This is a genomic window from Pseudomonas sp. P1_F1_2, from assembly GCF_056405815.1.
In genome coordinates, this window is the sequence record NZ_JBFUBK010000009.1 from 45,956 (window position 1) to 71,252 (window position 25,297).

Below are 25,297 nucleotides of genomic sequence, written 5' to 3' on the forward strand. Positions count from 1 at the left end.
ATGGAAAATAACCAGCCGATCATCATCAAGCGCGTCAAGAAATACGCGAGCGGGCATCACGGGGGCTCCTGGAAAATCGCTTTCGCGGACTTCGCGACGGCGATGATGGCGTTCTTCCTGGTGCTGTGGCTGCTCTCCACCGCAACACCAGAACAGAAGATTGCCATCGCCGGTTACTTCAAGGACCCGGTCGGCTTCACCGAAAGTGGCACCCCGTTCATCATTGATCTGGGTGGTTCGCCCACCCTGGCGCCGGAGAAGACCCTCAACCCTGAGGTGAAGTCCCAGCCTCAGCCAGACAGAGTCACCGTCGACACCGAGCAGATCGAAGGGATGGCCGAGCTGGTTGAAAAGGAGCGCCTGGAACTGTTGCTGCAAGAATTGCAGAACAAGGTCGATGAAAATCCGCAGCTGCAGAAATTCAAGGACCAGATCCTGTTCGAGATCACACCGGACGGTTTGCGCATCCAGATCATGGACGCCGAAAACCGGCCGATGTTTGATTCCGGCAGTGCGCGCCTGAAGCCGTATTTCGAAGACATCCTGCTGGCCATGGCCGACACCATCAAAGCGGTGCCGAACAAGATCAGCATCAGCGGCCACACCGATGCCAAACCGTACTCGGGCACCGGTGATTTCGGTAACTGGGAACTCTCGGCCAACCGTGCCAACGCCGCTCGCCGTGCGCTGGTGGCCGGCAGCTATCCCGATCAGCAAGTGGCGCGGGTAGTCGGTTATGCCTCGTCGGCGCTGTTCGATCGCGAAAACCCGTTCAATCCGGTCAACCGCCGGATCGACATCGTGGTGCTGACCAAGAAAGCCCAAAAGGCCATTGAAGGTTCGCAAGGTGTAGAACCTGCGCCAGAGCAGGCGCCAGCCCAAGGGCAGGGCGGCCCGGGCGAAGTGCCGGCCAAACCGGTCGATCCAATCGCATTGCCGGCGGATAAAGAACCGCTGCCGGCCCATGAGCTTCGCGAACGTTTGAATCTCTTCGAAAACCCGCCACCGAAACCGGCGGAACCGCCGAAGCAGTGACCCACAAAAAAGCCGACAGCGATGTCGGCTTTTTTGTGCCAGTCAGAAACCCCGTCGAATGCGGTTCTTGAGCTGGTCATGGAACAGTTCGGCATCACGCCGGTGAGTGCCGCGAACGGATTCGCTGAACGACTCCAGCCCCATCGAGCGCTTGGAGAGCAACTCCTCGCGATAGGCATCGATAAAGAAGTTGATGTCGTTCTCGCCGCTCAATTTCGGCCATTTATCGAGGTACTGCGGCAGTGCGCTGGGGCCGATCTTGTACGAGCAGATTCTTCGATTGCTGATGGTGGCCTCGCCGATTTCGAACGGCACCCACCACGACTGTGCAGTCTGCTCCGAGACCACGGCCATCAGGTGCGTACATTCGGTGATATTGCGTGTGATCACAGTGGTGATGTCTTCAGTGGTCTGCGACTCCGGGTCCAGCACGTCGAGGTAGGTCTTGATGTTCGCTTGCGTCAGGCGCGTGTTAATGGCCATCGCATAGGCGCGGTCGGTGTGGCGGTAGCTGATAAACACGGGCATCAGAAATGTCCTTTGAGCGCGAGTTCGCGGTAATAGGCACCGAGCGCGGTGAGGCGGCATCCGGTGGCGTTGATGGCCGCGTAGTACATGTGTTCGGCATCCACCGGTTCGATCAGGCTATGGCGATTGCACTTTTGCAGCTGCTTGAAGATGTGACCGTGGTCCGGGTCATACGTGGCTTCGGTGGGCTCGTAGCTGGGGTCGAGGGCGTACACAGACTGGGCCTCGGGAAACCATTCGGGTAACTGGCTCAGTATTTCTTCCAGGATCAGCGGCGGGACGTCGCGCAGGGCGATGAATTGCGACACGTTGGTTTTAAACACCGGACGTTGATCCCAGGCGCCCAGCGCGTTGTCTACGAACGAATACAGGCTGCCGGGCGTAATCTGGCCCAATACGTTGGCGGCACCGCCGTGAAGCGCTTGCAGCAGCAGCCCGGTGAACACGCCGTGGCCGGATTCTTCCAGGGCTGATTGGGCTTTCTTGCAGGCGGTCAATATCGTCATGCCTTCGCCGATCATGCTGGCGCCCCCGCGCAGACTGCGCATTTCGCCCGCGGCACCCGCTTCACAGCAATCGAGAATGATGACTTTGTTTTTGATCTTGTCGGCGGCGTTCGCCCACTGAAGGATGTCGCTGATGCGAATCCCATCGTTGCTGCAGCGATAATCCTGGGGAATCAGCATGCCTTCATCGATACCGCTTTCGAAGTGGCCATGTCCGGCGAAGTACAGCAGTGCCACATTGCAGTCGCCGGAAAACAATTGCTTGATGTTCTCTTCCAGCATCTGGCGACTCAGGTACTCCTCGGCAGATGTCAGCACCAGGTTTTTGAAGTTGGGTTTGCCCGTCGCATGCCGCTCCAATATCGAGGCCATGGCGATGGCGTCATTGTTACAGCCGGTGAGCGGCGCGACATGCGTGTAATGATTGATGCCGATAAACAGTCCCTTGCGCATGATCACCCCGCCGTATGCAGGCGAATCGCACTGACGATGCTGTTGGTGTTCCACGCACATTCGGCATGTGCCGCGTCCCGCACCACCGTGGAGATCCGCTCGGCGCCAAATGGTTTGATCGCGATAATCACCTTGCCCATGCGCTTGGCGATCTCGATTTCCTTGTTGATCCACTTGCTATAGGTGGAGTACATGCCGGCCATGATCAGCACCGCCGAGCAGGGGCGGATCTTGTTCTCGATGGCTTCTTCAAGTTGTTTGTCGGTTTGTGCGCCGACAATCGGGTTGTGCGGAGGAACTGAGAAATTTTTGAATTGGAACGATGGTTGCGCAGTGAGCAGTCGCACCAGATTGTCGTGCGCGTCAGAGTAGTTCCACGAATGGCTGATGAACAAATGGTAGGTTTGCATGGTTGTCCCTCGGTATCGCGACAGTGCGAAGAGGAACCGAATTTAGGCGTCTGAATTGCCCCCGCAAGACCTGCGCGGATAAAGAGAAACATCCTGCAAGCAGGTAGGCGCCAGGCTGACCGAAAGGTCTGACGTTTAAAACGCGGGGAGTTTTGCAGGGCGGGGATTTGTAATCGGCAGCCTCTCAGGCGTGAGGCTGCCGATACGTCTGTTTAGTAACTGGTTTCAGGCAAACTGGCGATGATCGAGCGGTAGCTGTTCATCCGTTGCTGCTGCACGCGGCCTTCTTCGAGGGCCTTGAGCAGCGCGCAACCCGGTTCGCGGTCGTGCTTGCAGTCGCGGAAGCGGCAGGTGCCGATCAGGTCGTTGAACTCGATGAAACCGGCTTCGACATCGGCACGGCTGACGTGGCCCAGGCCGAATTCACGAATACCCGGGGAGTCGATCAACTCACCGCCACCGGGGAAGTGGAACAACCGCGCGGTGGTCGTGGTGTGGGTGCCTTGGCCGGACAACTCGGACAGCGGGCCGACACGGGCTTCGACTTCCGGCAGCAGGCTGTTGACCAGCGACGACTTGCCGACACCGGACTGGCCGACGAACACGCTGATGCGTCCGTCCAGTTGTTCCTGCAGTTGCTCCATGCCATTGCCGTGGTGCGCCGATACTTCCAGCACCGGGTAACCGAGCGTGCGGTAGACCGCCAGCAAGGCATTCAGCGCCGGGGCGTTCTGCTCGTCGATCAGGTCGAATTTGTTCAGCAGCAGCAACGGCCGGATACCGGCGTGCTCGGCGGCGACCAGGTACCGGTCGATCAGGTTGGCGTGAGGCTCGGGCAGCGGGGCGAAGACGATGACGATCATGTCGACGTTGGCGGCCACAGGCTTGAGCTGACCACGGCTGTCCGGGCGGCAGAGTTCGGTTTTACGCGGCAGTTGCGCCACGATCACGCCGATCCCTTGGTTGCCGGCGCGCCAGACCACTTGATCGCCGGTTACCAGTGCCGGGAGGTTGGCACGCAAGTGACAGCGGAACACCTGGCCAGCCAGTTCGCCATCCAGCGCCTCGACTTCGACCTGCACACCGAAGTGCGCGATCACAAGGCCGGTCTGTTCCGGACCCAGGTCGCCACCCTCAAGTGCCTCGACAGCCGAGGACTCGCGTTTGGCGGCGCGGGCAGCGCGTTCGCCCTGAATCTTTTCGATGCGCCAGTTTTGACGACGATTGAGTTGGCGTTTGGCCATGGGTGTTCCGTATCAAAGAATGCAGCGATTAGGTAAAACGGCCGCGAGTTTAGCACGCCCCGCCGGTTGCCTAGGCTAAACTGCGCAGCATTGCCTAGGAGCCGACACATGCAAAACTCGCAAAATCTGATCTGGATCGACCTGGAAATGACCGGTCTGAACCCTGATACCGACGTCATCATCGAAATGGCCACCATCGTCACCGACAGTGACCTGAACACCTTGGCCGAAGGTCCGGTGATCGCCATTCACCACAGCGACGAAATCCTCGCCGGCATGGACGAGTGGAACACCCGCCAACACGGCGGCTCGGGCTTGACCCAGCGCGTTCGTGACAGCCGGATCAGCATGGCTGAAGCCGAAGCCCAGACCATCGCCTTCCTGGAACAGTGGGTGCCGAAAGGCAAGTCGCCGATTTGCGGCAACAGCATCTGCCAGGACCGCCGCTTCCTTTATACGCACATGAAATCCCTGGAAAGCTACTTCCACTACCGCAACCTCGACGTATCGACCCTCAAAGAGCTGGCCGCACGCTGGGCGCCGGACGTGCGCGACAGCTTCAAAAAAGGTAGCACTCATTTGGCGCTGGACGACATCCGCGAATCGATTGCCGAGTTGCAGCACTACCGCAAGAACTTCATCAAGTTCTGATTGAGTCTCGGGTGACGCCATCGCGGGCAAGCCTTGCTCCTACAAGTGCGTTGTCCGCGCTGATTTTGTAGGAGCAAGGCTTGCCCGCGATGCAGGCGACGCGGTCCTGCGCGATGATCGCCCTCTTTTGGTGCCTCGGTGAAGTGAGTAGACTGCGCGCCTTTCTGCAAGGACCGCCGCCATGTTGCTGATGCTTTACCTGATCGCCATCACCGCCGAAGCCATGACGGGCGCGCTGTCTGCCGGCCGTCGCGGTATGGACTGGTTTGGTGTGGTGTTGATCGCTTGCATCACGGCGCTGGGCGGTGGTTCGGTGCGTGACGTATTGCTCGGGCACTACCCGCTGACTTGGGTCAAGCACCCGGAATACTTGGTGCTGACCTCGGTCGCGGCCATGGTCACGGTGTTCACCGCGCGCTGGATGCGCCACCTGCGTTCCCTGTTCCTGGTGCTCGACGCCGTGGGCCTGGTGGCGTTCACCCTGATCGGCTGCATGACCGCGCTGGAAATGGGCCACGGCATGCTGGTGGCTTCGGTCAGCGGCGTGATTACCGGGGTGTTCGGCGGCATCCTGCGCGACATCTTCTGCAACGACATCCCGCTGATCTTTCGCCGCGAGCTCTACGCCAGCGTCTCGTTCGCGGCAGCGTGGTGCTACATGCTCTGCATCTACCTGCAATTACCCGGTGAGCAGGCGATTTTGATCACGCTGTTTGGTGGCTTCCTGCTGCGATTGCTGGCGATTCGTTTTCATTGGGAAATGCCGAAGTTCGTCTACAACGACGAGGCTTAAGGCCTACACGGTCCCTGTAGCCGCTGCCGAAGGCTGCGTCCGAGGCCGCAGGACTCGCTTTCCGGGAAGGCGACTGCTACGCAGCCGGACGCAGCCTTCGGCAGCTGCTACAGGAGTCCGTGTTGCTTGAGCGCCCACTCGACATGTTCGCGCACTAACTCCGATGGGTAATCCCTGCGCGCCTTCAGTGCCTCCAGCACCGGAATGCTCGACGGCGCATTGCCCAACCCCACCGCCAGGTTACGCAGCCAGCGCTCGTAACCGGCCCGGCGTAAAGGCGAGCCTTCGGTGCTGCTGAGGAATTTGTCTTCGTCCCACATGAACAGTTCGGCCAGTTCGGCGTTGTCCAGGTTGTGCCGTGGCTTGAAGTCGCTTTCGCCGGAGGGGCGGGCGAAGCGGTTCCACGGGCAGACGATCTGGCAGTCATCGCAACCGAACACGCGGTTGCCGATCAAGGGGCGTAAATCTTCCGGGATCGCGCTTTTCAGTTCGATGGTCAGGTAGGAAATGCAGCGCCGGGCGTCCAGCACGTAGGGGCCGACGAACGCATTGGTCGGACAGATGTCGAGACACGCAGTGCAGCGGCCGCAATGTTCGGTGGCATGGGGCGGATCGACCGGCAGTGGCAGATCGACAAAGAGTTCGCTGAGGAAGAAGTAACTGCCGGCCTTTCGATTCAAGACCAGGGTGTTTTTGCCGATCCAGCCAAGACCGGCCTGTTCGGCGATGGCTTTTTCCAGCACCGGGGCGCTGTCGACGAAGGCGCGGAAACCAAACGGGCCGATCTGGGCCTGAATTTTATCGGCCAGTTGTTGCACGCGTTTACGGATCAACTTGTGGTAATCGCGGCCCAAGGCATAACGCGACACATAGGCTTTTTCCGGTTTTCCCAGCAATTGCGCCATCTGGGTGTCACCCGGCAGGTAGTCCATGCGCAGGGAAACCACGCGCAAGGTGCCAGGGACGAGCTCTTCCGGGTGCGAGCGTTTGCTGCCATGGGCGCCCATGTAGTCCATTTCGCCGTGGTAGCCGGCGGCGAGCCAGCGCTCCAGGTGCTGCTCATGCTCGGCCAGGTCGAGGCCGCTGATGCCGACTTGCTGGAAGCCCAGCTCGCGGCCCCAGTCCTTGATGGATTGGGCGAGGGCGGGCAGGTCTGTAGTAATTGCGGGCATGAGGCGAGAGAAACCGGAGCTGAGGTGCGTATAATTCTGCCAGACATCGGAGCCTGAAGACGCATGCCGCACACTAAAGATGATTTACCCGACGCGCTGTACAGCGCCGCGCAGGTCCGAGGGCTCGATGCGAGCCTGATCGCGGCCGGCACACCGGGCTTCGAATTGATGCAGCGCGCCGCACGGGCGACCTGGCGTGCGCTGGTCCGTCAATGGCCGTCGGCCAATGAACTCACTGTGCTGGCCGGTCACGGCAATAACGCTGGCGATGGTTATCTGGTTGCGGTGCTGGCCAAGCGTGCGGGTTGGTTGGTTCGCATCCTGGCGGTGGGTGATCCCCAGCGATTGCAGGGTGATGCGGCGTTGGCGCATGCCGAGGCAGTGTCCGAGAGCGTCTCTATCGACGCCTGGAAAGCACAAGCCCAACTAAGCGGTATCGTGCTGGACGCATTGCTGGGCACAGGTCTGACGGGTGAGGTGCGAGCGCCTTACGCCGACGCCATCGCGGCGATCAATGMCTGTGGGTTGCCGGTGGCAGCGGTGGATATCCCTTCCGGTCTGTGCGCCGATACCGGTCGCGTCCTCGGTATTGCAGTACAAGCCGAGCTCACCGTCACCTTCATTGGATTAAAGCTGGGGCTGTTCACCGGCGATGCCGCGGATGTGGTCGGCGACCTGGTTTTCAATGATTTGCACGCCGATCCACAGCTCATTGAAGTTGCGGCGATCAGCGCTCGTCGTCTGACGGCCGGTAACCTGCCGCGTCCTGCGCCCCGATCCCCGACTTCTCATAAAGGTAAATTCGGCCATGTGTTGCTGATCGGTGGTGATCGCGGTTTGGGTGGCGCGATCCTGCTGAGCGCGCAGTCCGCGCTGCGCAGCGGTGCCGGCATGGTCTCGGTGGCAACCCGCAGTGAACATGTGCCAGCCGCGCTGGCGAGAATTCCGGAAGCCATGGTGTTGGGCACTTCGTCGGCCAATCAGTTGATGGAACTGCTGCAAAAAGTGTCCGTGCTGGTGGTCGGTCCGGGCTTGGGGCAGGTTGCCTGGGGGCGCAGTTTGCTGTCGGCGGCCGCCAATGCGCCGTTGCCGCAAGTCTGGGACGCCGATGCGTTGAACCTTCTGGCCGAAGAGCACGTGAGACTGCCCAAGGATTGCGTGATCACCCCGCATCCGGGCGAAGCGGCGCGATTGCTGGGGATCAGCACCGCCCAGGTGCAGGCTGATCGCCCGGCGGCGGCGCATGCGTTGAGCAAAAAATATACAGCTGCCGTGGTGCTCAAGGGCGCCGGCAGTCTGATCGCCAGCCCCGATGGGCGTTTGGCGTTGTGTCATCAGGGGCATCCGGCGATGGCCGCCGCCGGGTTGGGCGATGTGCTGGCCGGTCTGGTGGGCGCGTTGCTGGCCCAAGGCATGCAGGCGTTCGACGCCGCCTGTCTGGCGGTTTGGTTGCATGCCAATGCGGGTGAGCAACAAGGTAAATTCGGCCGTGGGCTGGCGGCCAGTGATCTGATCCCGGCCATTCGTCAGTTGTTGGAGGAGCAAGCACCGTGTCTGAAGTAACCCTGTACCTGGCTGATGAAGAGGCGATGACTGCATTTGGCGCACGTATCGCAAAAACCACCGAAGGGCACGGTCTGATTTTTCTGGAAGGGGACCTGGGGGCGGGGAAAACCACGCTGTCACGGGGCATCATTCGCGGTTTGGGGCATGAAGGCGCCGTGAAAAGTCCGACCTTTACCCTGGTTGAACCCTATGAGATCGGCGACATTCGTGCCTTCCATTTCGACTTGTACCGTTTGGTCGATCCGGAAGAGCTGGAGTACCTCGGTATTCGCGACTATTTCGACGACGACGCCCTGTGCCTGATCGAATGGCCCGATAAAGGTGCAGGCTTTTTGCCAAAGCCCGACCTGACCATTACCATTAGCCCGCAAGACAGCGGGCGTTCGCTGAAAATTTTATCCCAAGGCTCGCGTGGCGAGATTTGGTGTGCCGCTTTGGCATTGGAATCCAATTAAATGATGGGGTCAGGTATGCGCTTTCGCGCGATGGTAGCTGCCGTAGGATTGTTGTTTTTGGCGGTGACCGTCGACGCTTTGGCCGATGCGAAGGTCAACAGTGTTCGCCTGTGGCGGGCGCCAGACAACACACGGCTGGTGTTCGACCTGACAGGGCCCGTGCAACACAGCGTGTTCACGCTGACTGCCCCGGATCGACTGGTAATCGACATCAATGGTGCGACACTCGGCGCGCCGCTGAACGTCAACACCTCCAATACTCCGATCACTGCCATGCGCTCGGCTCAACGCACGCCGACCGACTTGCGGGTGGTCATCGACCTGAAAAAGGCCGTGACCCCGAAAAGCTTCTCCCTGGCACCGAACGCTCAGTACGGCAACCGACTGGTGGTGGATCTGTTTGATAGCGCCGGCGATGCCGCGCCGTCTCCCACGCCGACACCGACTCCAACCCCTTCGGTCGCCACGATGCCGGCAGTGCCAGTCACGCCGGTTGAGCCTGCGATCAAGCTTCCACCGGCACCGGCTGGCAAGCGCGACATCCTTGTGGTGATTGACGCCGGCCACGGTGGTGAAGACCCGGGCGCTTCAGGCTCTCGCGGCCAGAAGGAAAAAGACGTGGTATTGGCCATCGCCCGTGAATTGCAGCGTCAGGTCAATGGCATGAAAGGCTTCCGTGCCGAACTGACCCGTACCGGCGACTACTTCATCCCGTTGCGCGGACGTACTGAAATTGCCCGCAAGAAAGGCGCCGACCTGTTCGTTTCGATCCACGCCGACGCCGCGCCGTCGGCCGCCGCCTTCGGTGCGTCGGTGTTTGCCCTGTCTGATCGTGGCGCTACTTCGGAAACGGCCCGCTGGCTGGCGGACAGTGAAAACCGCTCCGACTTGATCGGCGGTGCCGGCAACGTCAGCCTCGATGACAAGGACCGCATGCTCGCAGGCGTTCTGCTTGACCTGTCGATGACCGCGTCCCTGACGTCCAGCCTGAACGTCGGCCAGAAAGTCCTGAGCAACATCGGGCGGGTCACGCCACTGCACAAGCAGCGTGTGGAACAAGCCGGGTTTATGGTGCTGAAGTCGCCAGACATCCCGTCGATCCTGGTGGAAACCGGGTTCATCTCCAACTCCAACGAAGCTTCCAAACTGGCCTCCTCGAATCATCAGCAGGCGCTGGCGCGTTCGATCAGCAGCGGCGTGCGCCAGTTCTTCCAGCAGAATCCGCCACCGGGCACCTACATTGCCTGGCTGCGTGACTCCGGCAAAATCGCCCAGGGCCCCCGTGATCACCGGGTGAGTCCGGGTGAGACCCTGGCGATGATCGCCGTACGCTATCAGGTCTCGCCGGCCACGCTGCGCAGCGCCAACAACCTGTCCAGTGATGAGCTCAAGATCGGTCAGCACCTGACCATTCCTGGCACTGAGTTGGCGGCCAAAGAATGAATCAGGTCGTGATCAACAGCGCTCGCATCGAACTGCTCAGCCCGCGACTGGCGAACCAGATTGCCGCCGGTGAAGTGGTTGAGCGCCCGGCTTCGGTGATCAAGGAATTGCTGGAAAACAGCCTCGACTCCGGCGCCAAGCGCATCGATGTCGATGTCGAGCAGGGCGGCGTCAAGCTGCTGCGGGTGCGCGATGACGGTAGCGGCATTTCTGCCGATGACCTGCCGCTGGCACTGGCCCGACACGCCACCAGCAAGATCCGTAACCTGGAAGACCTTGAACAGGTCATGAGCCTGGGCTTTCGCGGTGAAGCACTGGCCTCGATCAGCTCCGTGGCGCGCCTGACACTGACGTCCCGCACCCGCGACGCCGATCAGGCCTGGCAGGTCGAAACCGAAGGCCGGGACATGGCGCCTCGCGTGCAGCCGGCAGCCCATCCGGTGGGCACGTCCGTGGAAGTGCGCGATCTGTTCTTCAACACCCCGGCGCGGCGCAAATTCCTCAAGACCGAAAAAACCGAATTCGATCATCTGCAAGAAGTGATCAAGCGTCTGGCGTTGGCGCGTTTCGATGTTGCCTTTCATCTGCGCCATAACGGCAAGACCATTCTCAGTCTGCACGAAGCCCACGACGATGCGGCCCGTGCCCGGCGTGTGGCAGCCATTTGTGGCTCGGGTTTCCTGGAGCAGGCATTACCGATCGAAATCGAGCGCAACGGCCTGCATTTGTGGGGCTGGGTCGGTCTGCCGACGTTCAACCGCAGCCAGGCCGACTTGCAGTACTTCTTTGTGAATGGCCGCGCAGTGCGCGATAAACTGGTGGCTCACGCAGTGCGCCAGGCCTATCGCGACGTGCTGTTCAATGGCCGGCATCCGACATTTGTGCTGTTTTTTGAAGTGGATCCGGCGGGCGTCGACGTCAACGTGCACCCGACCAAACACGAAGTTCGCTTTCGTGACGGGCGCATGGTTCACGACTTCCTCTATGGCACTTTGCACCGCGCCTTGGGCGATGTGCGGCCGGAAGACCATCTGGCCGCACCGGTTGAAACGGCCATCGTTCGACCTACCGGCCTCGACGCCGGCGAGTTCGGCCCGCAGGGTGAAATGCGTCTGGCCGCCAATGCGCTGCTGGAGCAGCCGCAGGCGCAGCCATCGTTCAATCCCCCAGCGGGCTCGGGCGCCGGCGCCGGTTATCAGTACCAATACACGCCACGGCCTCAGTCCGGCGTGCCGGTCGCGGAAGCCCAGGCTGCCTATCGTGAATTTTTCGCGCCATTGCCCGAGGCCAATGCGGTCGCCCTGCCGGCCGGGCAAGACGATATTCCGCCGCTGGGTTATGCACTGGCGCAGCTCAAAGGGATCTACATTCTTTCGGAAAACGCTCAAGGGCTGGTGCTGGTGGACATGCACGCGGCCCATGAGCGGATCATGTACGAGCGCTTGAAAATAGCCATGGCCAGCGAAGGCCTGAGCGGCCAGCCGCTGCTGGTGCCGGAATCGCTGGCCGTCAGCCAGCGTGAGGCCGATTGTGCCGAAGAGCACATCGCGTGGTTCCAGCGCCTTGGCTTCGAATTGCAGCGTCTGGGGCCGGAATCCCTGGCCATCCGGCAGATTCCTGCTTTGCTCAAGCAAGCGCAAGCCAATCGCTTGGTCAGTGATGTCTTGGCTGATCTGATGGAATACGGCACCAGCGACCGGATTCAGGCGCATCTGAACGAGCTGCTCGGGACGATGGCCTGTCACGGCGCGGTTCGGGCGAATCGACGCCTGGCGATCCCGGAAATGAACGGCCTGCTGCGCGACATGGAAAACACCGAGCGCAGCGGTCAATGCAACCATGGCCGACCGACCTGGACCCAATTGGGCCTGGACGATCTGGACAAACTGTTCTTGCGCGGTCGTTGATGAGCCAGCTCCCTCCTGCGATTTTCCTGATGGGCCCGACCGCAGCGGGCAAGACCGACCTGGCCATCGAACTGACCAAAGTCCTGCCTTGCGAGTTGATCAGTGTCGATTCGGCGCTGGTTTACCGTGGCATGGACATTGGCACGGCTAAACCGTCGAAAGAAATCCTGAGCGAATTCCCACACCGCCTGATCGACATTCTCGACCCGGCTGAGAGCTATTCGGCGGCTGATTTCCGCCGGGATGCCCTGCAAGCCATGGCCGAGATCACCGCGCGCGGAAAAATTCCGCTGCTGGTGGGCGGCACCATGCTCTATTACAAGGCGTTGGTGGAAGGTCTTGCGGACATGCCCGCTGCCGATCCGGACGTCCGTGCGCAAATCGAAGAAGAGGCTGCACGCCTTGGCTGGCAAGCGCTGCATGAGCAATTGGCAGTCATCGACCCCGAGTCCGCTGCGCGTATTCATCCAAACGATCCGCAGCGACTCAGTCGCGCACTGGAAGTTTATCGCGTCAGTGGTCAGAGCATGACTGAGCTCAGGTTGCGACAATCTGTGCAAAGTACTGAAGCAGCCGCCTCGGGACTGCAACAATTGCCCTATACTGTCGCGAACTTGGCCATTGCACCGGCAAATCGTCAGGTATTGCACGAGCGAATTAAACAAAGATTCACTTTAATGTTGGAACAGGGATTCATTGACGAGGTCGTAGCCCTGCGTAAGAGAAGTGACCTGCATTCAGGGTTGCCGTCTATACGTGCGGTAGGCTACCGACAAGTCTGGGATTACCTGGATGGCAAGCTGACACAAGCCGAGATGCAGGAGCGTGGAATCATTGCCACGCGCCAATTGGCAAAGCGTCAGTTCACCTGGCTGCGCAGTTGGGCTGATTTACACTGGTTGGACAGCCTCGATTGCGACAATCTGCCGCGCGCCTTGAAATACTTGGGGACCATCTCCATATTGAGCTGAGTCCTTGCAATTGCCGTCTATCCTTGGGGGTGTGACGGCTAAAGCCATCTGTTTACCTATTTTTTATATTGAATCCTTAAAGGAGTGCGGCACATGTCAAAAGGGCATTCGCTACAAGACCCTTACTTGAATACTTTACGTAAAGAGAAAGTTGGGGTGTCCATCTACCTGGTCAACGGGATCAAACTGCAAGGCACGATCGAGTCTTTCGACCAGTTCGTTATCCTGCTGAAAAACACCGTTAGCCAAATGGTTTACAAACACGCTATCTCGACAGTGGTACCGGTTCGTCCAATTCGTCTGCCAAGCGCAACCGAATCCGAAGCGGGTGACGCTGAGCCAGGTAACGCCTGATAGGAGTCTCCTTTGTTCTTTGAGCGCCACGGTGGTGGTGAGCGAGTAATCCTCGTTCACTTGGATGGACAGGACCCTGAGGCGCGCGAAGATCCGCAGGAGTTTCAGGAATTGGCTAATTCGGCGGGCGCCGAGACCGTTGCGTTTTTTAACGTGCCGCGTCATCGGCCAACCGCCAAATTCCTGATTGGCAGCGGCAAGGTCGAGGAGCTACGCGACCTGGTCAAGGCCGAAGAGGCCGATCTGGTGATTTTCAATCACGTCCTCACGCCCAGTCAGGAACGTAACCTCGAACGTGTTTTCGAGTGTCGCGTGATCGACCGTACCGGTCTGATTCTCGATATTTTCGCCCAACGCGCCCGTACCCATGAAGGCAAGCTCCAGGTAGAACTGGCCCAGCTTGACCACATGAGTACCCGGCTGGTTCGTGGCTGGACCCACCTTGAACGCCAAGGTGGCGGTATCGGCATGCGTGGCCCGGGTGAAACGCAACTGGAAACCGACCGCCGTTTGCTGCGGGTTCGCCTGCGACAGATCAAGGGCCGGCTGGAGAAAGTGCGCAGCCAGCGTGAACAGTCTCGACGTGGCCGCATGCGTGCGGATATCCCTACCGTGTCACTGGTGGGGTATACCAACGCCGGTAAATCCACGCTCTTCAATAACGTGACGAAATCCGACGTCTACGCGGCTGACCAATTGTTTGCCACGCTGGACCCGACCCTGCGCCGTCTGGATTTAGACGATCTGGGGCCGATTGTCCTGGCGGACACTGTAGGTTTCATTCGCCACTTGCCCCACAAGCTGGTCGAGGCATTTCGGTCTACCCTCGAAGAGTCGAGCAACTCCGACCTGTTGTTGCACGTGATCGATGCGGCCGAACCAGATCGCATGTTGCAGATCGAGCAGGTGATGGTGGTGCTGGGTGAGATTGGTGCCCAGGACTTGCCGATACTCGAGGTCTATAACAAACTCGATTTGCTTGAAGGCGTTGAGCCACAAATCCAGCGCGACGAAAACGGCAAACCCCAGCGGGTCTGGCTGTCGGCGCGTGATGGCACTGGTCTGGAATTGCTTGAACAAGCCATTGCCGAGTTACTCGGCAGTGAATTGTTTATCGGTACCTTGCGCTTGCCGAGCCGCTTTGCTCGACTGCGGGCACAGTTTTTCGAACTCGGTGCGGTACAGAAAGAAGAACACGATGACGAAGGCATCAGTTTGCTGGCCGTTCGTTTGCCACGAGCCGAGTTGAATCGACTGGTGAGCCGCGAAGGTTTGCAGCCCAATGACTTCATCGAGCAACACACTTTGCAATAAAAGCCTGAGAAAGCGGTTGTGTCGTGGTGACAGGCATTCTGTAGCATTGGTCGGCGCGCCGTGGGTGCGTCTTTGCTTTATCAGATGGAGAGCGCTATGGCTTGGAATGAGCCGGGTGGCAACTCGAATAATCAGGATCCTTGGGGTGGCAAGCGTCGTAATAACGGCGACCGCAAGGGACCACCGGATCTCGACGAGGCCTTCCGAAAGCTGCAGGAAAGCCTGAACGGGTTGTTCGGTGGTGGTAAAAAACGTGGTGATGGCGGCGGTGGTCCGGGCAAGAGTGGCGGCTTTGGCGGCCTGCTCGGCATCGGCCTTGTCGTGCTGGCGGCCGTGTGGCTGTACAGCGCTGTTTACGTCGTCGACGAGCAGGAGCAAGCCGTGGTGCTGCGCTTCGGCAAGTACTACGAAACCGTCGGCCCGGGCCTGAATATCTATTTCCCGCCGATCGACAAGAAGTACCTGGAAAACGTTACGCGAGAGCGTTCGTACACCAAGCAGGGGCAGATGCTGACCGAAGACGAGAACATCGTCGAAGTGCCGCTGACCGTGCAATACAAGATCAGCAACCTGCAGGATTTCGTGCTGGATGTGGATCAACCGGAAGTCAGCCTGCAGCAAGCGACAGATAGTGCCTTGCGCCACGTGGTGGGTTCTACCGCCATGGACCAGGTACTGACTGAAGGTCGTGAGTTGATGGCCAGCGAGATCAAGGAGCGTCTGCAACGCTTCATGGATACCTATCGCACCGGTATCACCGTAACGCAGGTCAACGTTCAGAACGCAGCGGCACCGCGTGAAGTCCAGGAAGCCTTCGATGACGTGATCCGTGCCCGTGAAGACGAGCAGCGTTCGCGTAACCAGGCTGAAACCTATGCCAACGGCGTCGTGCCGGAAGCCCGTGGCCAGGCCCAGCGTATCCTCGAGGATGCCAATGGTTACCGTGACGAAACCGTCTCGCGTGCCAAGGGTGAGGCTGATCGCTTTACCAAACTGGTTGCCGAGTATCGCAAGGCCCCTGAAGTCACCCGCGAGCGTCTGTACCTGGACACCATGCAGGAAGTCTTCAGCAACACCAGCAAGGTTCTCGTGACCGGCAACAAGAATGGCCAAAGCAATCTGCTGTACTTGCCGCTGGACAAGATGATTCAAAACAGTTCGGGCGGTAATGCGCCGGTAACCGGTTCGGCCGCAGCCTCCAGCAACACGGATGTCACGCCGCATGTCACTGACCTGCCGCAAACGCGCACAAGGGAGACCCGCTGATGAGCAATAAATCGCTGATCGCCCTTATTGTTGGCGTCGTCGTGGCAATCGCTGCCTGGAACTGCTTCTACATCGTGGCTCAGACCGAGCGTGCGGTGTTGCTGCAGTTCGGTCGCGTGGTCCAGGCTGATGTTCAGCCGGGCCTGCATGTGAAAGTGCCTTACGTTAACCAGGTGCGCAAATTCGACGCACGCCTGATGACGCTGGATGCACCGACGCAACGCTTCCTGACGCTGGAAAAGAAAGCCGTCATGGTGGATGCCTTCGCCAAGTGGCGCGTGAAAGATGCCGAGCGCTTCTACACTGCAACATCCGGCCTCAAGCAGATCGCCGACGAGCGTCTGTCCCGTCGTCTGGAATCGGGCCTGCGTGACCAGTTCGGTAAGCGCACGCTGCATGAAGTGGTTTCTGGTGAGCGTGACGCGCTGATGGCTGACATCACTGCTTCGCTGAACAAGATGGCGGAAAAAGAACTGGGTATCGAAGTCGTCGATGTTCGGGTCAAGGCCATCGATCTGCCGAAAGAAGTGAACCGCAGCGTGTTCGAGCGTATGAGCACCGAGCGTGAGCGTGAAGCTCGCGAGCATCGCGCCAAGGGTAACGAGCTGGCAGAAGGCATTCGTGCCGACGCCGATCGTCAGCGCCGCGTGCTGCTGGCTGAAGCCTATCGTGAATCTGAAGAGGTTCGCGGTGACGGTGATGCCCAGGCCGCTGCGATCTACTCCAAGGCCTACGGCCAGGATCAGGAGTTCTACGGTTTCTATCGTAGCCTGCGTGCCTACCGTGAAAGTTTCGCGAACAAATCCGACGTCATGGTCCTGGACCCAAGCAGCGACTTCTTCCGTTACCTGGAAAAAGCCAAGCCTTGATACCGCGTTGACCTGAATCGTCCCCCGCCTGGCGGCTAAAGCCTCTGGCGGGGTGATCCTTTGGGAAAACGTGTGTATGATGCGGCAGCCGGGAAATTCCCGGCTTTTTTGCGTCTGCACGTTTGATTGCTGTTTTTAGGCAGGCGCCGAGTCGAATGGCTCGACAGTTTTTCGAGGAAAGTGGTTAGCGAAGCCGGTAAAAGGCTTTTCGCTTCGTTGTTCATGCGCGTGGTTTGTGCAACGAGCCAATCATTTTCTGCTTCACTCAAGGCTCGGCCGAGGGCTGGCCGCCCGGATCATAGGGGAATGGCGTAATGGCGACGGTAGACCGCTGGCTGCTGCCAGATGGCATCGAAGAAGTACTGCCACCAGAAGCGGCGCGCATTGAAGTAGCGCGTCGTCAGGTGTTGGATCTGTTCCAGAGCTGGGGTTACGAGTTTGTCGTGACTCCCCATATCGAGTACCTGGAATCCCTGCTGACCGGCGCGGGCTCGGACCTCGATCTGCGTACCTTCAAGGTCATCGACCCGCAATCGGGCCGGCAGATGGGTTTCCGTGCCGACATCACGCCGCAAGTGGCACGCATTGATGCGCATACCTTGCGTCGTGAAGGCCCGAGCCGTCTGTGCTACGCCGGTAGCGTGCTGCATGCTCAGCCTCGCGCCTTGTCGTCCTCTCGCAGCCCGATTCAGTTGGGTGCCGAGTTGTATGGTGATGGCAGCCCGAGCAGCGATGTGGAAGTCATCAGTCTGATGCTGGCTATGCTGCAACTGGCCGACGTGCCGGATGTGCACATGGACCTCGGTCATGTCGGTATCTACCGTGGCCTGGCCCGCGCCGCCGGTTTGTCCGGTGAAGTCGAGCAGCAGTTGTTCGATGCGTTGCAACGCAAGGCCATCGATGAGGTCATTACCTTGACCGAAGGCCTGCCTGCCGATTTGTCGGGCATGCTGCGTGCACTGGTTGATTTGTGTGGCGGCCGTGAAGTGTTGAGCGCTGCCCGCGAGCGTCTGGGGCATGCGCCGGCTCCAGTTCTGGCTGCTCTGGACGACCTGCTGGCGATTGCCGAGCGTCTGTCCGTGCGTTTCCCGGAACTGCCGCTGTACTTCGACCTGGGCGAGTTGCGCGGTTACCACTACCACACCGGTGTGGTGTTCGCGGTATTTGTACCGGGTGTTGGCCAGTCCATTGCCCAGGGCGGTCGTTACGACGACATCGGCGCCGACTTCGGTCGCGCTCGTCCGGCAACTGGCTTCTCTACTGATTTGAAAACCCTGGTGACCCTGGGGCGTGCTGAAATCGAGCTACCGTCTGGCGGTATCTGGATGCCTGACAGTACGGATACGGCACTCTGGCAGCAGGTTTGTCAGTTGCGCAGTGAGGGTCAGCGTGTCGTTCAGGCATTGCCTGGACAACCTTTGGCCGCCGCCCGTGAAGCGGACTGCGACCGGCAATTGATTCTGCAGAACGGGCTTTGGCAAGTATCGCCACTGGCCTCTTGAGTTTTCCCGCCGGCGCTGCCGGCACCAAGTTTGCGCGAATGAGGACAAGTGTTATGGGTAAGAATGTCGTAGTCCTGGGCACCCAATGGGGTGATGAGGGCAAAGGCAAGATCGTTGATCTGCTGACCGAACATGCTGCCGCCGTAGTGCGCTACCAAGGTGGCCACAACGCTGGTCACACCTTGGTGATCGACGGCGAGAAAACCGTCTTGCACCTGATCCCCTCGGGCGTGCTGCGCGAAGGCGTGCAGTGCCTGATCGGTAACGGCGTGGTGGTTGCACCCGACGCTCTGCTGCGGGAAATCATCAAGCTGGAAGAGAAAGGCGTGCCGGTGCGTGAGCGCCTGCGTATCAGCCCTTCCTGCCCGCTGATCCTGTCCTACCACGTAGCGCTGGACCAGGCCCGTGAAAAGGCCCGTGGCGAGCTGAAGATCGGCACCACCGGTCGCGGCATCGGCCCGGCATACGAAGACAAGGTGGCACGTCGCGGTCTGCGCATCGGTGACTTGTTCCACCGTGAGCGTTTCGCCGCCAAGCTGGGCGAGTTGCTGGATTACCACAACTTCGTACTGGTCAATTACTACAAAGAGCCGGCCATCGACTTCCAGAAGACGCTGGACGAGTGCATGGAATACGCCGAGCTGCTCAAGCCGATGATGCTCGACGTCACCGCTGAGCTGCACGAACTGCGTCGTGCTGGCAAAGACATCATGTTCGAAGGCGCCCAAGGCTCCCTGCTGGACATCGACCACGGTACCTACCCGTACGTCACCAGCTCCAACACCACCGCAGGTGGCATCGCCACCGGTTCGGGTTTTGGTCCGATGTACCTGGATTACATCCTGGGCATCACCAAGGCCTACACCACTCGCGTGGGTTCGGGTCCGTTCCCGACTGAGCTGTTCGACGACGTGGGTGCTTTCCTGGCCAAGCGTGGTCACGAGTTCGGCGCGACTACCGGCCGTGCCCGTCGTTGCGGCTGGTTCGACGCCGTCATCCTGCGTCGCGCTATCGACGTCAACAGCATCTCGGGCCTGTGCCTGACCAAGCTGGACGTGCTGGACGGTCTGGAAACCATCAACATCTGCGTTGGCTACAAGAACCAGGATGGTGCAGTGATCGACGCACCGACTGACGCCGACAGCTACATCGGCCTGGAGCCGGTGTACGAAGAGATGCCGGGCTGGACCGAATCCACCGTCGGTGCCAAGACGCTGGAAGAGCTGCCGCAAGCCGCTCGTAACTACATCAAGCGCGTTGAAGAGTTGGTCGGTGCGCCGATTGACATTATTTCGACGGGCCCGGACCGCAACGAAACCATCGTTCTGCGTCATCCGTTTGCTTGATAAGTCATTGAAGTGAAACACAAAGGGTCCTTAATAGGACCCTTTGTCGTTTCTGCCTGTGGGACGGCATGACCTTTGCTGTGATGTTGATTAAAAGCATCGCTTCCAGCGCGCCATCAATTTAATGGCGCCAAAGCAGAGGGATTATAAGTGTCAGCCGTTCTCTCACTGTTACAAAGCCGTTTGTTGCGGCCCGTGTTCGTTACCCYTGGTATCGCCCTTTTGGTGCAGGTGCTGGTGGCTGTTGCCCTGACCCGGAGCACAGTGACCGCGCTGGAAGCCGATTTGGGTGTGCGTCTGGGGGCCGACAGTCAAAAACTTTCTGGCGAGCTCGAGCAGGCGGGGCGTGAAGTCACGTCGAGCCTCGACAGCCTCTCGACCAGCACACGTCAGCGTCTCACGGCCGGTTTGTCCTCGCGTTTGGAGGAGGAGCAGGCGCAGTTGCGCGCGACGCTGGAAAAGGATCTGAAGGACTCCGCCAATGACATGGCGCAGCTTCTGGCCTCGGTCGCTCCCCGCGCAATGTGGGACAGCGACGTTCCAACCCTGTCTGAATTCGCCCGCCGGGCCCAGCGTAATCCCAATGTGTTGTTCGTGGTTTATGACGATGCAACGGGGCAGCACCTGACGCGCTACCTCAACCGTGAAAACCCGATCAACAAGGCCTTGCTGGAAAAGGGGCAGGGCGAGCGGGCGCTGGACAAGGTGCTGGATGCGGCGAAGAACGATCCTTCGGTTTACTACCTCGAAGCCTCGATCAATCCCAACGGCGTGGAAATCGGCAAGGTTGTGATGGGGGTTTCGACTGCCTCGGTGGAAACCGACCTGGCAGCCCTGGACAAGCGCTTCTCGGCGTTGATTGCCAGCAGTGATCAACTGGTCGGCGACAGCCTCAAGGGCGCGGCCGCAGACAGTGCGGCGGCCATGCGTGCGCGATTGCAGTCGGCTCAGTCCACCGCCTCCGAAATGAAAGCCAATACCACCAATACGGTGCAGGAAGCGGCAGCGACCTTGCGCTGGCGCATCGGCATGTTCCTGGCGCTGGTCGGTTGCGGTGTGCTGCTGTTACTGGCCGTGGTGCTCGGGCGTCGGGTGGTCAACCGCTTGAAGATGCTGATCAGTGCCATGGATGACCTGGCGGCGGGCGAGGRTGACCTGACCAAGCGTGTGCAGATCAACAGCAAAGATGAAATCGGTGACATGGCTTCGGCGGTCAATCGCTTTGTGGATAAGTTGCAGCCGATTGTGCGCGAGGCGGGTGATGTCGCTCAGCGTACCGGTGTGGAAATCGGCGCCATGACCCTGCGTAACGCCGGGGCGGACAAGGCCGCAGGCATGCAGCGCGATGAAGTGGCCGAGAGCCTGCGGGCGCTGTCGCAAATGGCCGATGAAGCCCAGTCTGAAAGTCACGCCATGCAGGCCGCTTTGCAGCAGGTGGTGGACATCCGTTCGGCCACTGATGAAAACACCCGGACCTCGGCGAAAGTCGGCAGTCTGATCGAGGCGCTGGCCGGGCAGGTCGACACCGGTGCGAAAGTCATCGAGCGGCTGGCGCAGCAGAGTGAGCAGATTGAAGTGGTGTTGACGGTAATCCACGGGATCGCCGAGCAAACCAATTTGCTGGCACTGAACGCCGCCATCGAAGCGGCGCGTGCGGGCGAGACCGGTCGCGGGTTTGCTGTGGTGGCAGACGAAGTACGGGCGCTGGCAAGCAAAACGCAGAGCTCGACTGGCGACATTCAGGCGCACATCGTTGCCTTGCAGCAGGGGGCGCGTGAGGCGGTGGCTGCGATTGGCCAGGCGGGGCGTCAGGCCAGCGAAGGGTTGCTGGTGTTGCGCGACAGTGCGCGGTTGCAGCAGTCGGTGCAGGCGTCAGTCGAACAGGTGCATGCCGCGATTGGCCTGGCCACTCAGGCCGCGGCCCATCAAGCGCAAGGGGCGCAGGCCGTGCGTGGTCGAGTTGAAACCATCCATGCGCAGGCTGAGAAAGCGGCTCAAGCGGTGGTTGAAACCACGGCCAGTGGCAAAGTGCTGGATGGGCTGGCGGCACAGTTGAAGGCGAGCCTGGGGCAGTTCAGGGCGTGATGGGTTGTCTGGGCTGACCCCGTCGCGGGCAAGCCCGCTCCCGCGGTGTCATCTGTTGTGCACAACATGTGTGTTCTCAGAAGTACCTGTGGGAGTGGGCTTGCCCGCGATAACGATTTCAGCGGCTCAGATACATCCGGGTTGTTAATAGATAAACCGGCAATCCCGACACAACAATCAACAGCACCGCATAAGGCGCCGCTGCCGCAAACTCCACGTTCGCGGTATGCGCCCAAACCTCTGTCGCCAGCGTATTAAGCCCGGTCGGGCTGAGCAGCAGCGTCGCCGTCAGTTCCTTCATGGCGTCCAGAAACACCAGCGCAAATGCCGCGCCCAGCGCCGGGAAGATAATCGGCAAGGTCACCCGACAAAACGCACTGAAGGACGACGCCCCCAAGGTGCGTGCCGCTTCTTCCAGTTGTGGTGCGGCCTTGTTTAGTGCCGTGCGGATCGGCGCTTGAGCCAGTGGTAGAAACAGCAGCGCATAAGCGATCAGCAACAATGCCGATGTCTGGTACAGCGCCGGCACATAGTGCAGGGCGAAATACACCAGCGTCAGCGCAATCACCAGCCCTGGCAGCGCATGCAGCAAGTACGGCAAGCGCTCGGCCCAGATTGCCAATTGCCCTTTATGGCGCACCACCAGCAGTCCGACCGGTACTGCCAGCATCAGGCACAGTGCGGCGCCACCGAGAGAGAGTGCCAGGGATGAGAGCAGGGCTTCGCCGATCGCCGCCACCGGGAATGCGGCCGATGAGCCGACCGCCAGCCAATACGCAAGCATTCCCAGCGGAATGCCACTGCCGATGATCGCCAGCGTCAAGCAATAAAGCTGTCCAGCACCTGCCCAGCGCCCCAGTCGGACCTGTTCCGCATGCCGCGCCGCGCCTTGACCGGTGCGCACGTGACGACCTTTGCCGCGCACTCGCAGTTCGAGCCACAGCAAGACCAGGCACAGCGCCAGCAATACGGCGGAGAGCATGGCGGCATTGGCATTGCTGAACTCCAGCTCGAATTGCTGATAAATCGCCGTGGTAAAGGTTTGCAGGCCAATGATTGAAAGGGCGCCGAACTCCACCAGCATGTGCAGCGCAATCAACAAGGCCCCCGCCAGTAGCGAGGGCCAGAGCAGTGGCAGGGTGATTCTGAAAAACACCCCCCAGCGATTCTGTCCCAGGGTTCGTGCGGACTCCTCCAGAGCGGGGTCGAGATTGCGCAAGGTTGCCGCCACCGGCAAAAATACCAGTGGATACTTGGACAGGGTCATCACCAGGATTGCCCCGCCCAGCCCTTCGAAGTGAGCGCTCAGCGAGACCCAGGTAAAGCTGCTGACAAACGCCGGCACGGCGAACGGCAAGCAGAGAATCACGCCCCACACTCGCCGCCCGCGCAGATTGCTGCGTTCCAGCAACCAGGCCAGTGACAAACCGATCACGCCACATGACAGCGTCACGCCAGCCATCAGTGCCAGCGTATTGCGTAACAGTCCGAACACATAGGGCCGCCACAGCAAATGTAACGCCTCGGCCCAACCGGCTTGCCAGGCCTTGAGTCCCACGTACATCAGCGGCAGCAGGCTCAGCGCTACCAGCAGCAGAACCGGTAGCAGCAGCCAGATTGAYGGCCGTTTGCGTCGTGGCACGTAGCCCTCGGAGTTGGGGCTGGATAACGATGCGCTCATCAGTTCAGGCCGACATCGCGTTCCAGGTCCAGCGCCTGTTCGGCGTTGCCGAGATCGGCTGGCGTGACGTCGGGCGCTTGCAGTTCGCTGAAGGGCTTGAGGCCGCGATCCGATTCCATGCCTTTGTGCAGCGGGTATTCGGCGGTGGTCTGGGTGATCACGCGCTGACCTTCTTCGCTGGCCATATAAGCAAGGAGTTGCTGGGCTTCTTTGGGGTGTTTACTGGATTTCAATACGGCAGCGCTGGAAACAGTGATCAGCCCGCCGACGTCGCCGCCGGTGAAGTAATACAGTTTCGAATCGAGCTGACCCTTCTCGCGTTGCAGCGCGAACCAGTAATAGTTATTCACTAGTACGGTGGCGACTTCGCCATTCTCCACGGCCTTCAGGGCGACCATGTTGTTGCTGTAGGTCTTGCCAAATGCGCGCAGGCCGGTCAGCCATTCTTCGGCTGCATCCATGCCGTGCACTTTGATGATCGCGACGGCCTGTTCCTGAAAGGCGCCGCTGGTAGGCACGAAGCCGACTTTGCCTTGCCATTTCGGGTTGGAGAATTCCATTACCGACTTTGGCAGGTCCTTCTCTTCAATCAGCTTGGGGTTGTAGGCAACGACCCGGACTCTGGCCGTAATGCCAATCCAGGTGCCATTGCCGGCGACGTAGTCTTTGGGTAAAACCGCCAGCGTGGCGTCGTCGGCCTTGGCGAGCACGCCTTGTTCGCCCAGTTTGTTCAGCGGCGGCGATTCTTCGGTATAGATCACATCGGCGGGGGAGCGATCGCCTTCTTCCATGATCTGGCTGGCGAGCTGGTTGCTGCTGCCTTTGCGCACATTGACGTGGATGCCGGTCTTGGCTTCGAACGCTTTGGCTATGGCGTCACCGACTTCCTTGTGTTGGCCGTTATAGAGTGTCAGGGAAACCGGGTCGGCAGCCTGGGTGAGAGGAGAGGCGAGTACCAGGCCGAGGAGCGTGAAGGTCAGGCCGCGGCGCAGGGTATTTTGAAACATCATTCGCAGGGTTCCTCACTGTCGCATTGCAAAATCTTGCAACAATGATAAACGATATTGTTTCTCAAGTGCGCCTTGCGGTGCTGGGAAGTGGCTGCTAGAGCGGCTGTCTCAGCACTTGTAGCAGCTGGCGAAGCCTGCGTTCGGCTGCGAAGCAGTCGTGAGATCAGGCGATGCGGTGTGCCAGGAAGTCCGCGCGTTCAGGATTTACGCCTGCTTCGCAGCCGAACGCAGGCTTCGCCAGCTGCTACAGGTCGTGTATTTCTTGAGGGGGGGGGAGGTTTTCGGATGCCAGAAACGCAAAAACCCGCTTTCGCGGGTTTTTGTGAAATCCAAGGTCGTAACCTTGAATTTGAATTGGTGCCCAGAAGAAGACTCGAACTTCCACGACCTTGCGGTCACCAGCACCTGAAGCTGGCGTGTCTACCAATTTCACCATCTGGGCATTTATCGCAAGCGTTGCCGCTGTTGATGTGGCGCACTATACGGAGAGCGTTTTGATCTGTAAACCCCTGATTTAGATTTAATAAATCAAACGCTTAGAATGCAAAAACCCGCTTTCGCGGGTTTTTGTGTGAGCCTTGAAATTGAACTAATCTCAAGCTCGAAATTGGTGCCCAGAAGAAGACTCGAACTTCCACGACCTTGCGGTCACCAGCACCTGAAGCTGGCGTGTCTACCAATTTCACCATCTGGGCAGTATCGGCAGCGCGTCTGCGTCGTCGATGGCGCGCACTAT

At 59.8% G+C, this 25,297-nt stretch carries 22 protein-coding genes and 2 tRNA genes; 15 read left to right on the forward strand and 9 right to left on the reverse strand.

Translation table 11 applies throughout. The features are described 5' to 3' along the window. On the forward strand, nucleotides 1-1,035 hold the full coding sequence (gene motB, locus AC1D2P_RS04525) for a flagellar motor protein MotB (protein ID WP_109785433.1): 1,035 nt from the start codon (nucleotides 1-3) through the stop codon (nucleotides 1,033-1,035). A 42-nt stretch (nucleotides 1,036-1,077) separates the two neighbouring features. Here the strand turns inward: motB and AC1D2P_RS04530 are convergent, their stop codons facing one another. The 4 genes from AC1D2P_RS04530 to rsgA all read right to left on the reverse strand — a co-directional run bounded on the left by AC1D2P_RS04530 (nucleotide 1,078) and on the right by rsgA (nucleotide 4,176). Beyond that, the gene (locus AC1D2P_RS04530) at nucleotides 1,078-1,563 is read right to left on the reverse strand and encodes a toll/interleukin-1 receptor domain-containing protein (RefSeq protein WP_109785434.1); all 486 of its coding nucleotides are present in this window, start codon (nucleotides 1,561-1,563) and stop codon (nucleotides 1,078-1,080) included. Continuing rightward, entirely contained in the window at nucleotides 1,563-2,522 is a 960-nt protein-coding gene (locus AC1D2P_RS04535; RefSeq protein ID WP_046028392.1) for a caspase family protein, read from the reverse strand. The genes AC1D2P_RS04530 and AC1D2P_RS04535 overlap by 1 nt, the downstream gene beginning before the upstream one ends. A gap of 2 nt (nucleotides 2,523-2,524) precedes the next feature. After that, nucleotides 2,525-2,932: a TIR domain-containing protein gene (locus AC1D2P_RS04540; protein WP_046028393.1), complete on the reverse strand. Its 408-nt coding sequence runs from the start codon at nucleotides 2,930-2,932 to the stop codon at nucleotides 2,525-2,527. A 212-nt stretch (nucleotides 2,933-3,144) separates the two neighbouring features. Further along, the gene (rsgA, locus tag AC1D2P_RS04545; RefSeq protein ID WP_046028394.1) at nucleotides 3,145-4,176 is read right to left on the reverse strand and encodes a small ribosomal subunit biogenesis GTPase RsgA; all 1,032 of its coding nucleotides are present in this window, start codon (nucleotides 4,174-4,176) and stop codon (nucleotides 3,145-3,147) included. Nucleotides 4,177-4,284: 108 nt separating this feature from the next. On the opposite strand from rsgA, the gene orn reads away from it, so the two are divergent. Next, a complete protein-coding gene (orn, locus tag AC1D2P_RS04550; protein ID WP_046028395.1) occupies nucleotides 4,285-4,827 on the forward strand; it encodes an oligoribonuclease in 543 nt (180 codons plus the stop codon). 181 nt (nucleotides 4,828-5,008) lie between these two features. Beyond that, nucleotides 5,009-5,620, forward strand: a complete 612-nt coding sequence (locus AC1D2P_RS04555) for a trimeric intracellular cation channel family protein (protein WP_027921991.1) — start codon at nucleotides 5,009-5,011, stop codon at nucleotides 5,618-5,620. A gap of 107 nt (nucleotides 5,621-5,727) precedes the next feature. On the opposite strand, the gene queG is transcribed toward AC1D2P_RS04555, so the two are convergent. Continuing rightward, a complete protein-coding gene (gene queG, locus AC1D2P_RS04560) occupies nucleotides 5,728-6,792 on the reverse strand; it encodes a tRNA epoxyqueuosine(34) reductase QueG (protein ID WP_046028396.1) in 1,065 nt (354 codons plus the stop codon). Between the two features lie 63 nt (nucleotides 6,793-6,855). Between queG and AC1D2P_RS04565 the strand changes: the two genes are divergently transcribed. The 12 genes from AC1D2P_RS04565 (at nucleotide 6,856) to AC1D2P_RS04620 (ending at nucleotide 21,870) form a co-directional block, all read left to right on the forward strand. Continuing rightward, nucleotides 6,856-8,355: an NAD(P)H-hydrate dehydratase gene (locus AC1D2P_RS04565; protein ID WP_477811321.1), complete on the forward strand. Its 1,500-nt coding sequence runs from the start codon at nucleotides 6,856-6,858 to the stop codon at nucleotides 8,353-8,355. After that, nucleotides 8,343-8,813, forward strand: a complete 471-nt coding sequence (tsaE, locus tag AC1D2P_RS04570) for a tRNA (adenosine(37)-N6)-threonylcarbamoyltransferase complex ATPase subunit type 1 TsaE (RefSeq protein WP_109785436.1) — start codon at nucleotides 8,343-8,345, stop codon at nucleotides 8,811-8,813. Before AC1D2P_RS04565 ends, tsaE begins: the two co-directional genes overlap by 13 nt. Beyond that, a complete protein-coding gene (locus AC1D2P_RS04575) occupies nucleotides 8,814-10,256 on the forward strand; it encodes an N-acetylmuramoyl-L-alanine amidase (RefSeq protein ID WP_109785437.1) in 1,443 nt (480 codons plus the stop codon). Continuing rightward, nucleotides 10,253-12,163 (forward strand): DNA mismatch repair endonuclease MutL, encoded by a 1,911-nt coding sequence (gene mutL, locus AC1D2P_RS04580; protein WP_460163266.1) that lies wholly within the window; start codon nucleotides 10,253-10,255, stop codon nucleotides 12,161-12,163. The genes AC1D2P_RS04575 and mutL overlap by 4 nt, the downstream gene beginning before the upstream one ends. Further along, on the forward strand, nucleotides 12,163-13,134 hold the full coding sequence (miaA, locus tag AC1D2P_RS04585; RefSeq protein WP_109785439.1) for a tRNA (adenosine(37)-N6)-dimethylallyltransferase MiaA: 972 nt from the start codon (nucleotides 12,163-12,165) through the stop codon (nucleotides 13,132-13,134). The genes mutL and miaA overlap by 1 nt, the downstream gene beginning before the upstream one ends. 93 nt (nucleotides 13,135-13,227) lie before the next feature. After that, the gene (gene hfq / locus AC1D2P_RS04590) at nucleotides 13,228-13,488 is read left to right on the forward strand and encodes an RNA chaperone Hfq (RefSeq protein WP_007902656.1); all 261 of its coding nucleotides are present in this window, start codon (nucleotides 13,228-13,230) and stop codon (nucleotides 13,486-13,488) included. A gap of 12 nt (nucleotides 13,489-13,500) precedes the next feature. Further along, nucleotides 13,501-14,802, forward strand: a complete 1,302-nt coding sequence (hflX, locus tag AC1D2P_RS04595; RefSeq protein ID WP_077432371.1) for a ribosome rescue GTPase HflX — start codon at nucleotides 13,501-13,503, stop codon at nucleotides 14,800-14,802. A gap of 96 nt (nucleotides 14,803-14,898) precedes the next feature. Continuing rightward, nucleotides 14,899-16,068, forward strand: coding sequence for an FtsH protease activity modulator HflK (gene hflK / locus AC1D2P_RS04600; protein WP_109785440.1), 1,170 nt, complete (start codon nucleotides 14,899-14,901; stop codon nucleotides 16,066-16,068). Beyond that, a complete protein-coding gene (gene hflC / locus AC1D2P_RS04605) occupies nucleotides 16,068-16,937 on the forward strand; it encodes a protease modulator HflC (RefSeq protein ID WP_046028408.1) in 870 nt (289 codons plus the stop codon). Before hflK ends, hflC begins: the two co-directional genes overlap by 1 nt. 314 nt (nucleotides 16,938-17,251) lie before the next feature. After that, a complete protein-coding gene (locus AC1D2P_RS04610; protein ID WP_477758038.1) occupies nucleotides 17,252-18,439 on the forward strand; it encodes an ATP phosphoribosyltransferase regulatory subunit in 1,188 nt (395 codons plus the stop codon). 53 nt (nucleotides 18,440-18,492) lie between these two features. Continuing rightward, nucleotides 18,493-19,785: an adenylosuccinate synthase gene (locus tag AC1D2P_RS04615; RefSeq protein WP_010464193.1), complete on the forward strand. Its 1,293-nt coding sequence runs from the start codon at nucleotides 18,493-18,495 to the stop codon at nucleotides 19,783-19,785. Between the two features lie 150 nt (nucleotides 19,786-19,935). After that, the gene (locus AC1D2P_RS04620) at nucleotides 19,936-21,870 is read left to right on the forward strand and encodes a methyl-accepting chemotaxis protein (RefSeq protein ID WP_477811322.1); all 1,935 of its coding nucleotides are present in this window, start codon (nucleotides 19,936-19,938) and stop codon (nucleotides 21,868-21,870) included. 118 nt (nucleotides 21,871-21,988) lie between these two features. Here the strand turns inward: AC1D2P_RS04620 and AC1D2P_RS04625 are convergent, their stop codons facing one another. From AC1D2P_RS04625 to AC1D2P_RS04640, 4 genes are all read right to left on the reverse strand, one after another. Further along, nucleotides 21,989-23,551 carry an ABC transporter permease gene (locus tag AC1D2P_RS04625; protein WP_109785442.1) on the reverse strand — a complete coding sequence of 521 codons (1,563 nt, stop codon included), beginning with the start codon at nucleotides 23,549-23,551 and terminating at the stop codon, nucleotides 21,989-21,991. Beyond that, on the reverse strand, nucleotides 23,551-24,561 hold the full coding sequence (locus tag AC1D2P_RS04630; protein WP_109785443.1) for an extracellular solute-binding protein: 1,011 nt from the start codon (nucleotides 24,559-24,561) through the stop codon (nucleotides 23,551-23,553). Before AC1D2P_RS04630 ends, AC1D2P_RS04625 begins: the two co-directional genes overlap by 1 nt. A gap of 355 nt (nucleotides 24,562-24,916) precedes the next feature. Then, nucleotides 24,917-25,003 (reverse strand) — tRNA-Leu (locus AC1D2P_RS04635). Nucleotides 25,004-25,169: 166 nt separating this feature from the next. Next, nucleotides 25,170-25,256, reverse strand: a tRNA-Leu gene (locus tag AC1D2P_RS04640). Between the last annotated feature and the right edge of the window lie 41 nt (nucleotides 25,257-25,297).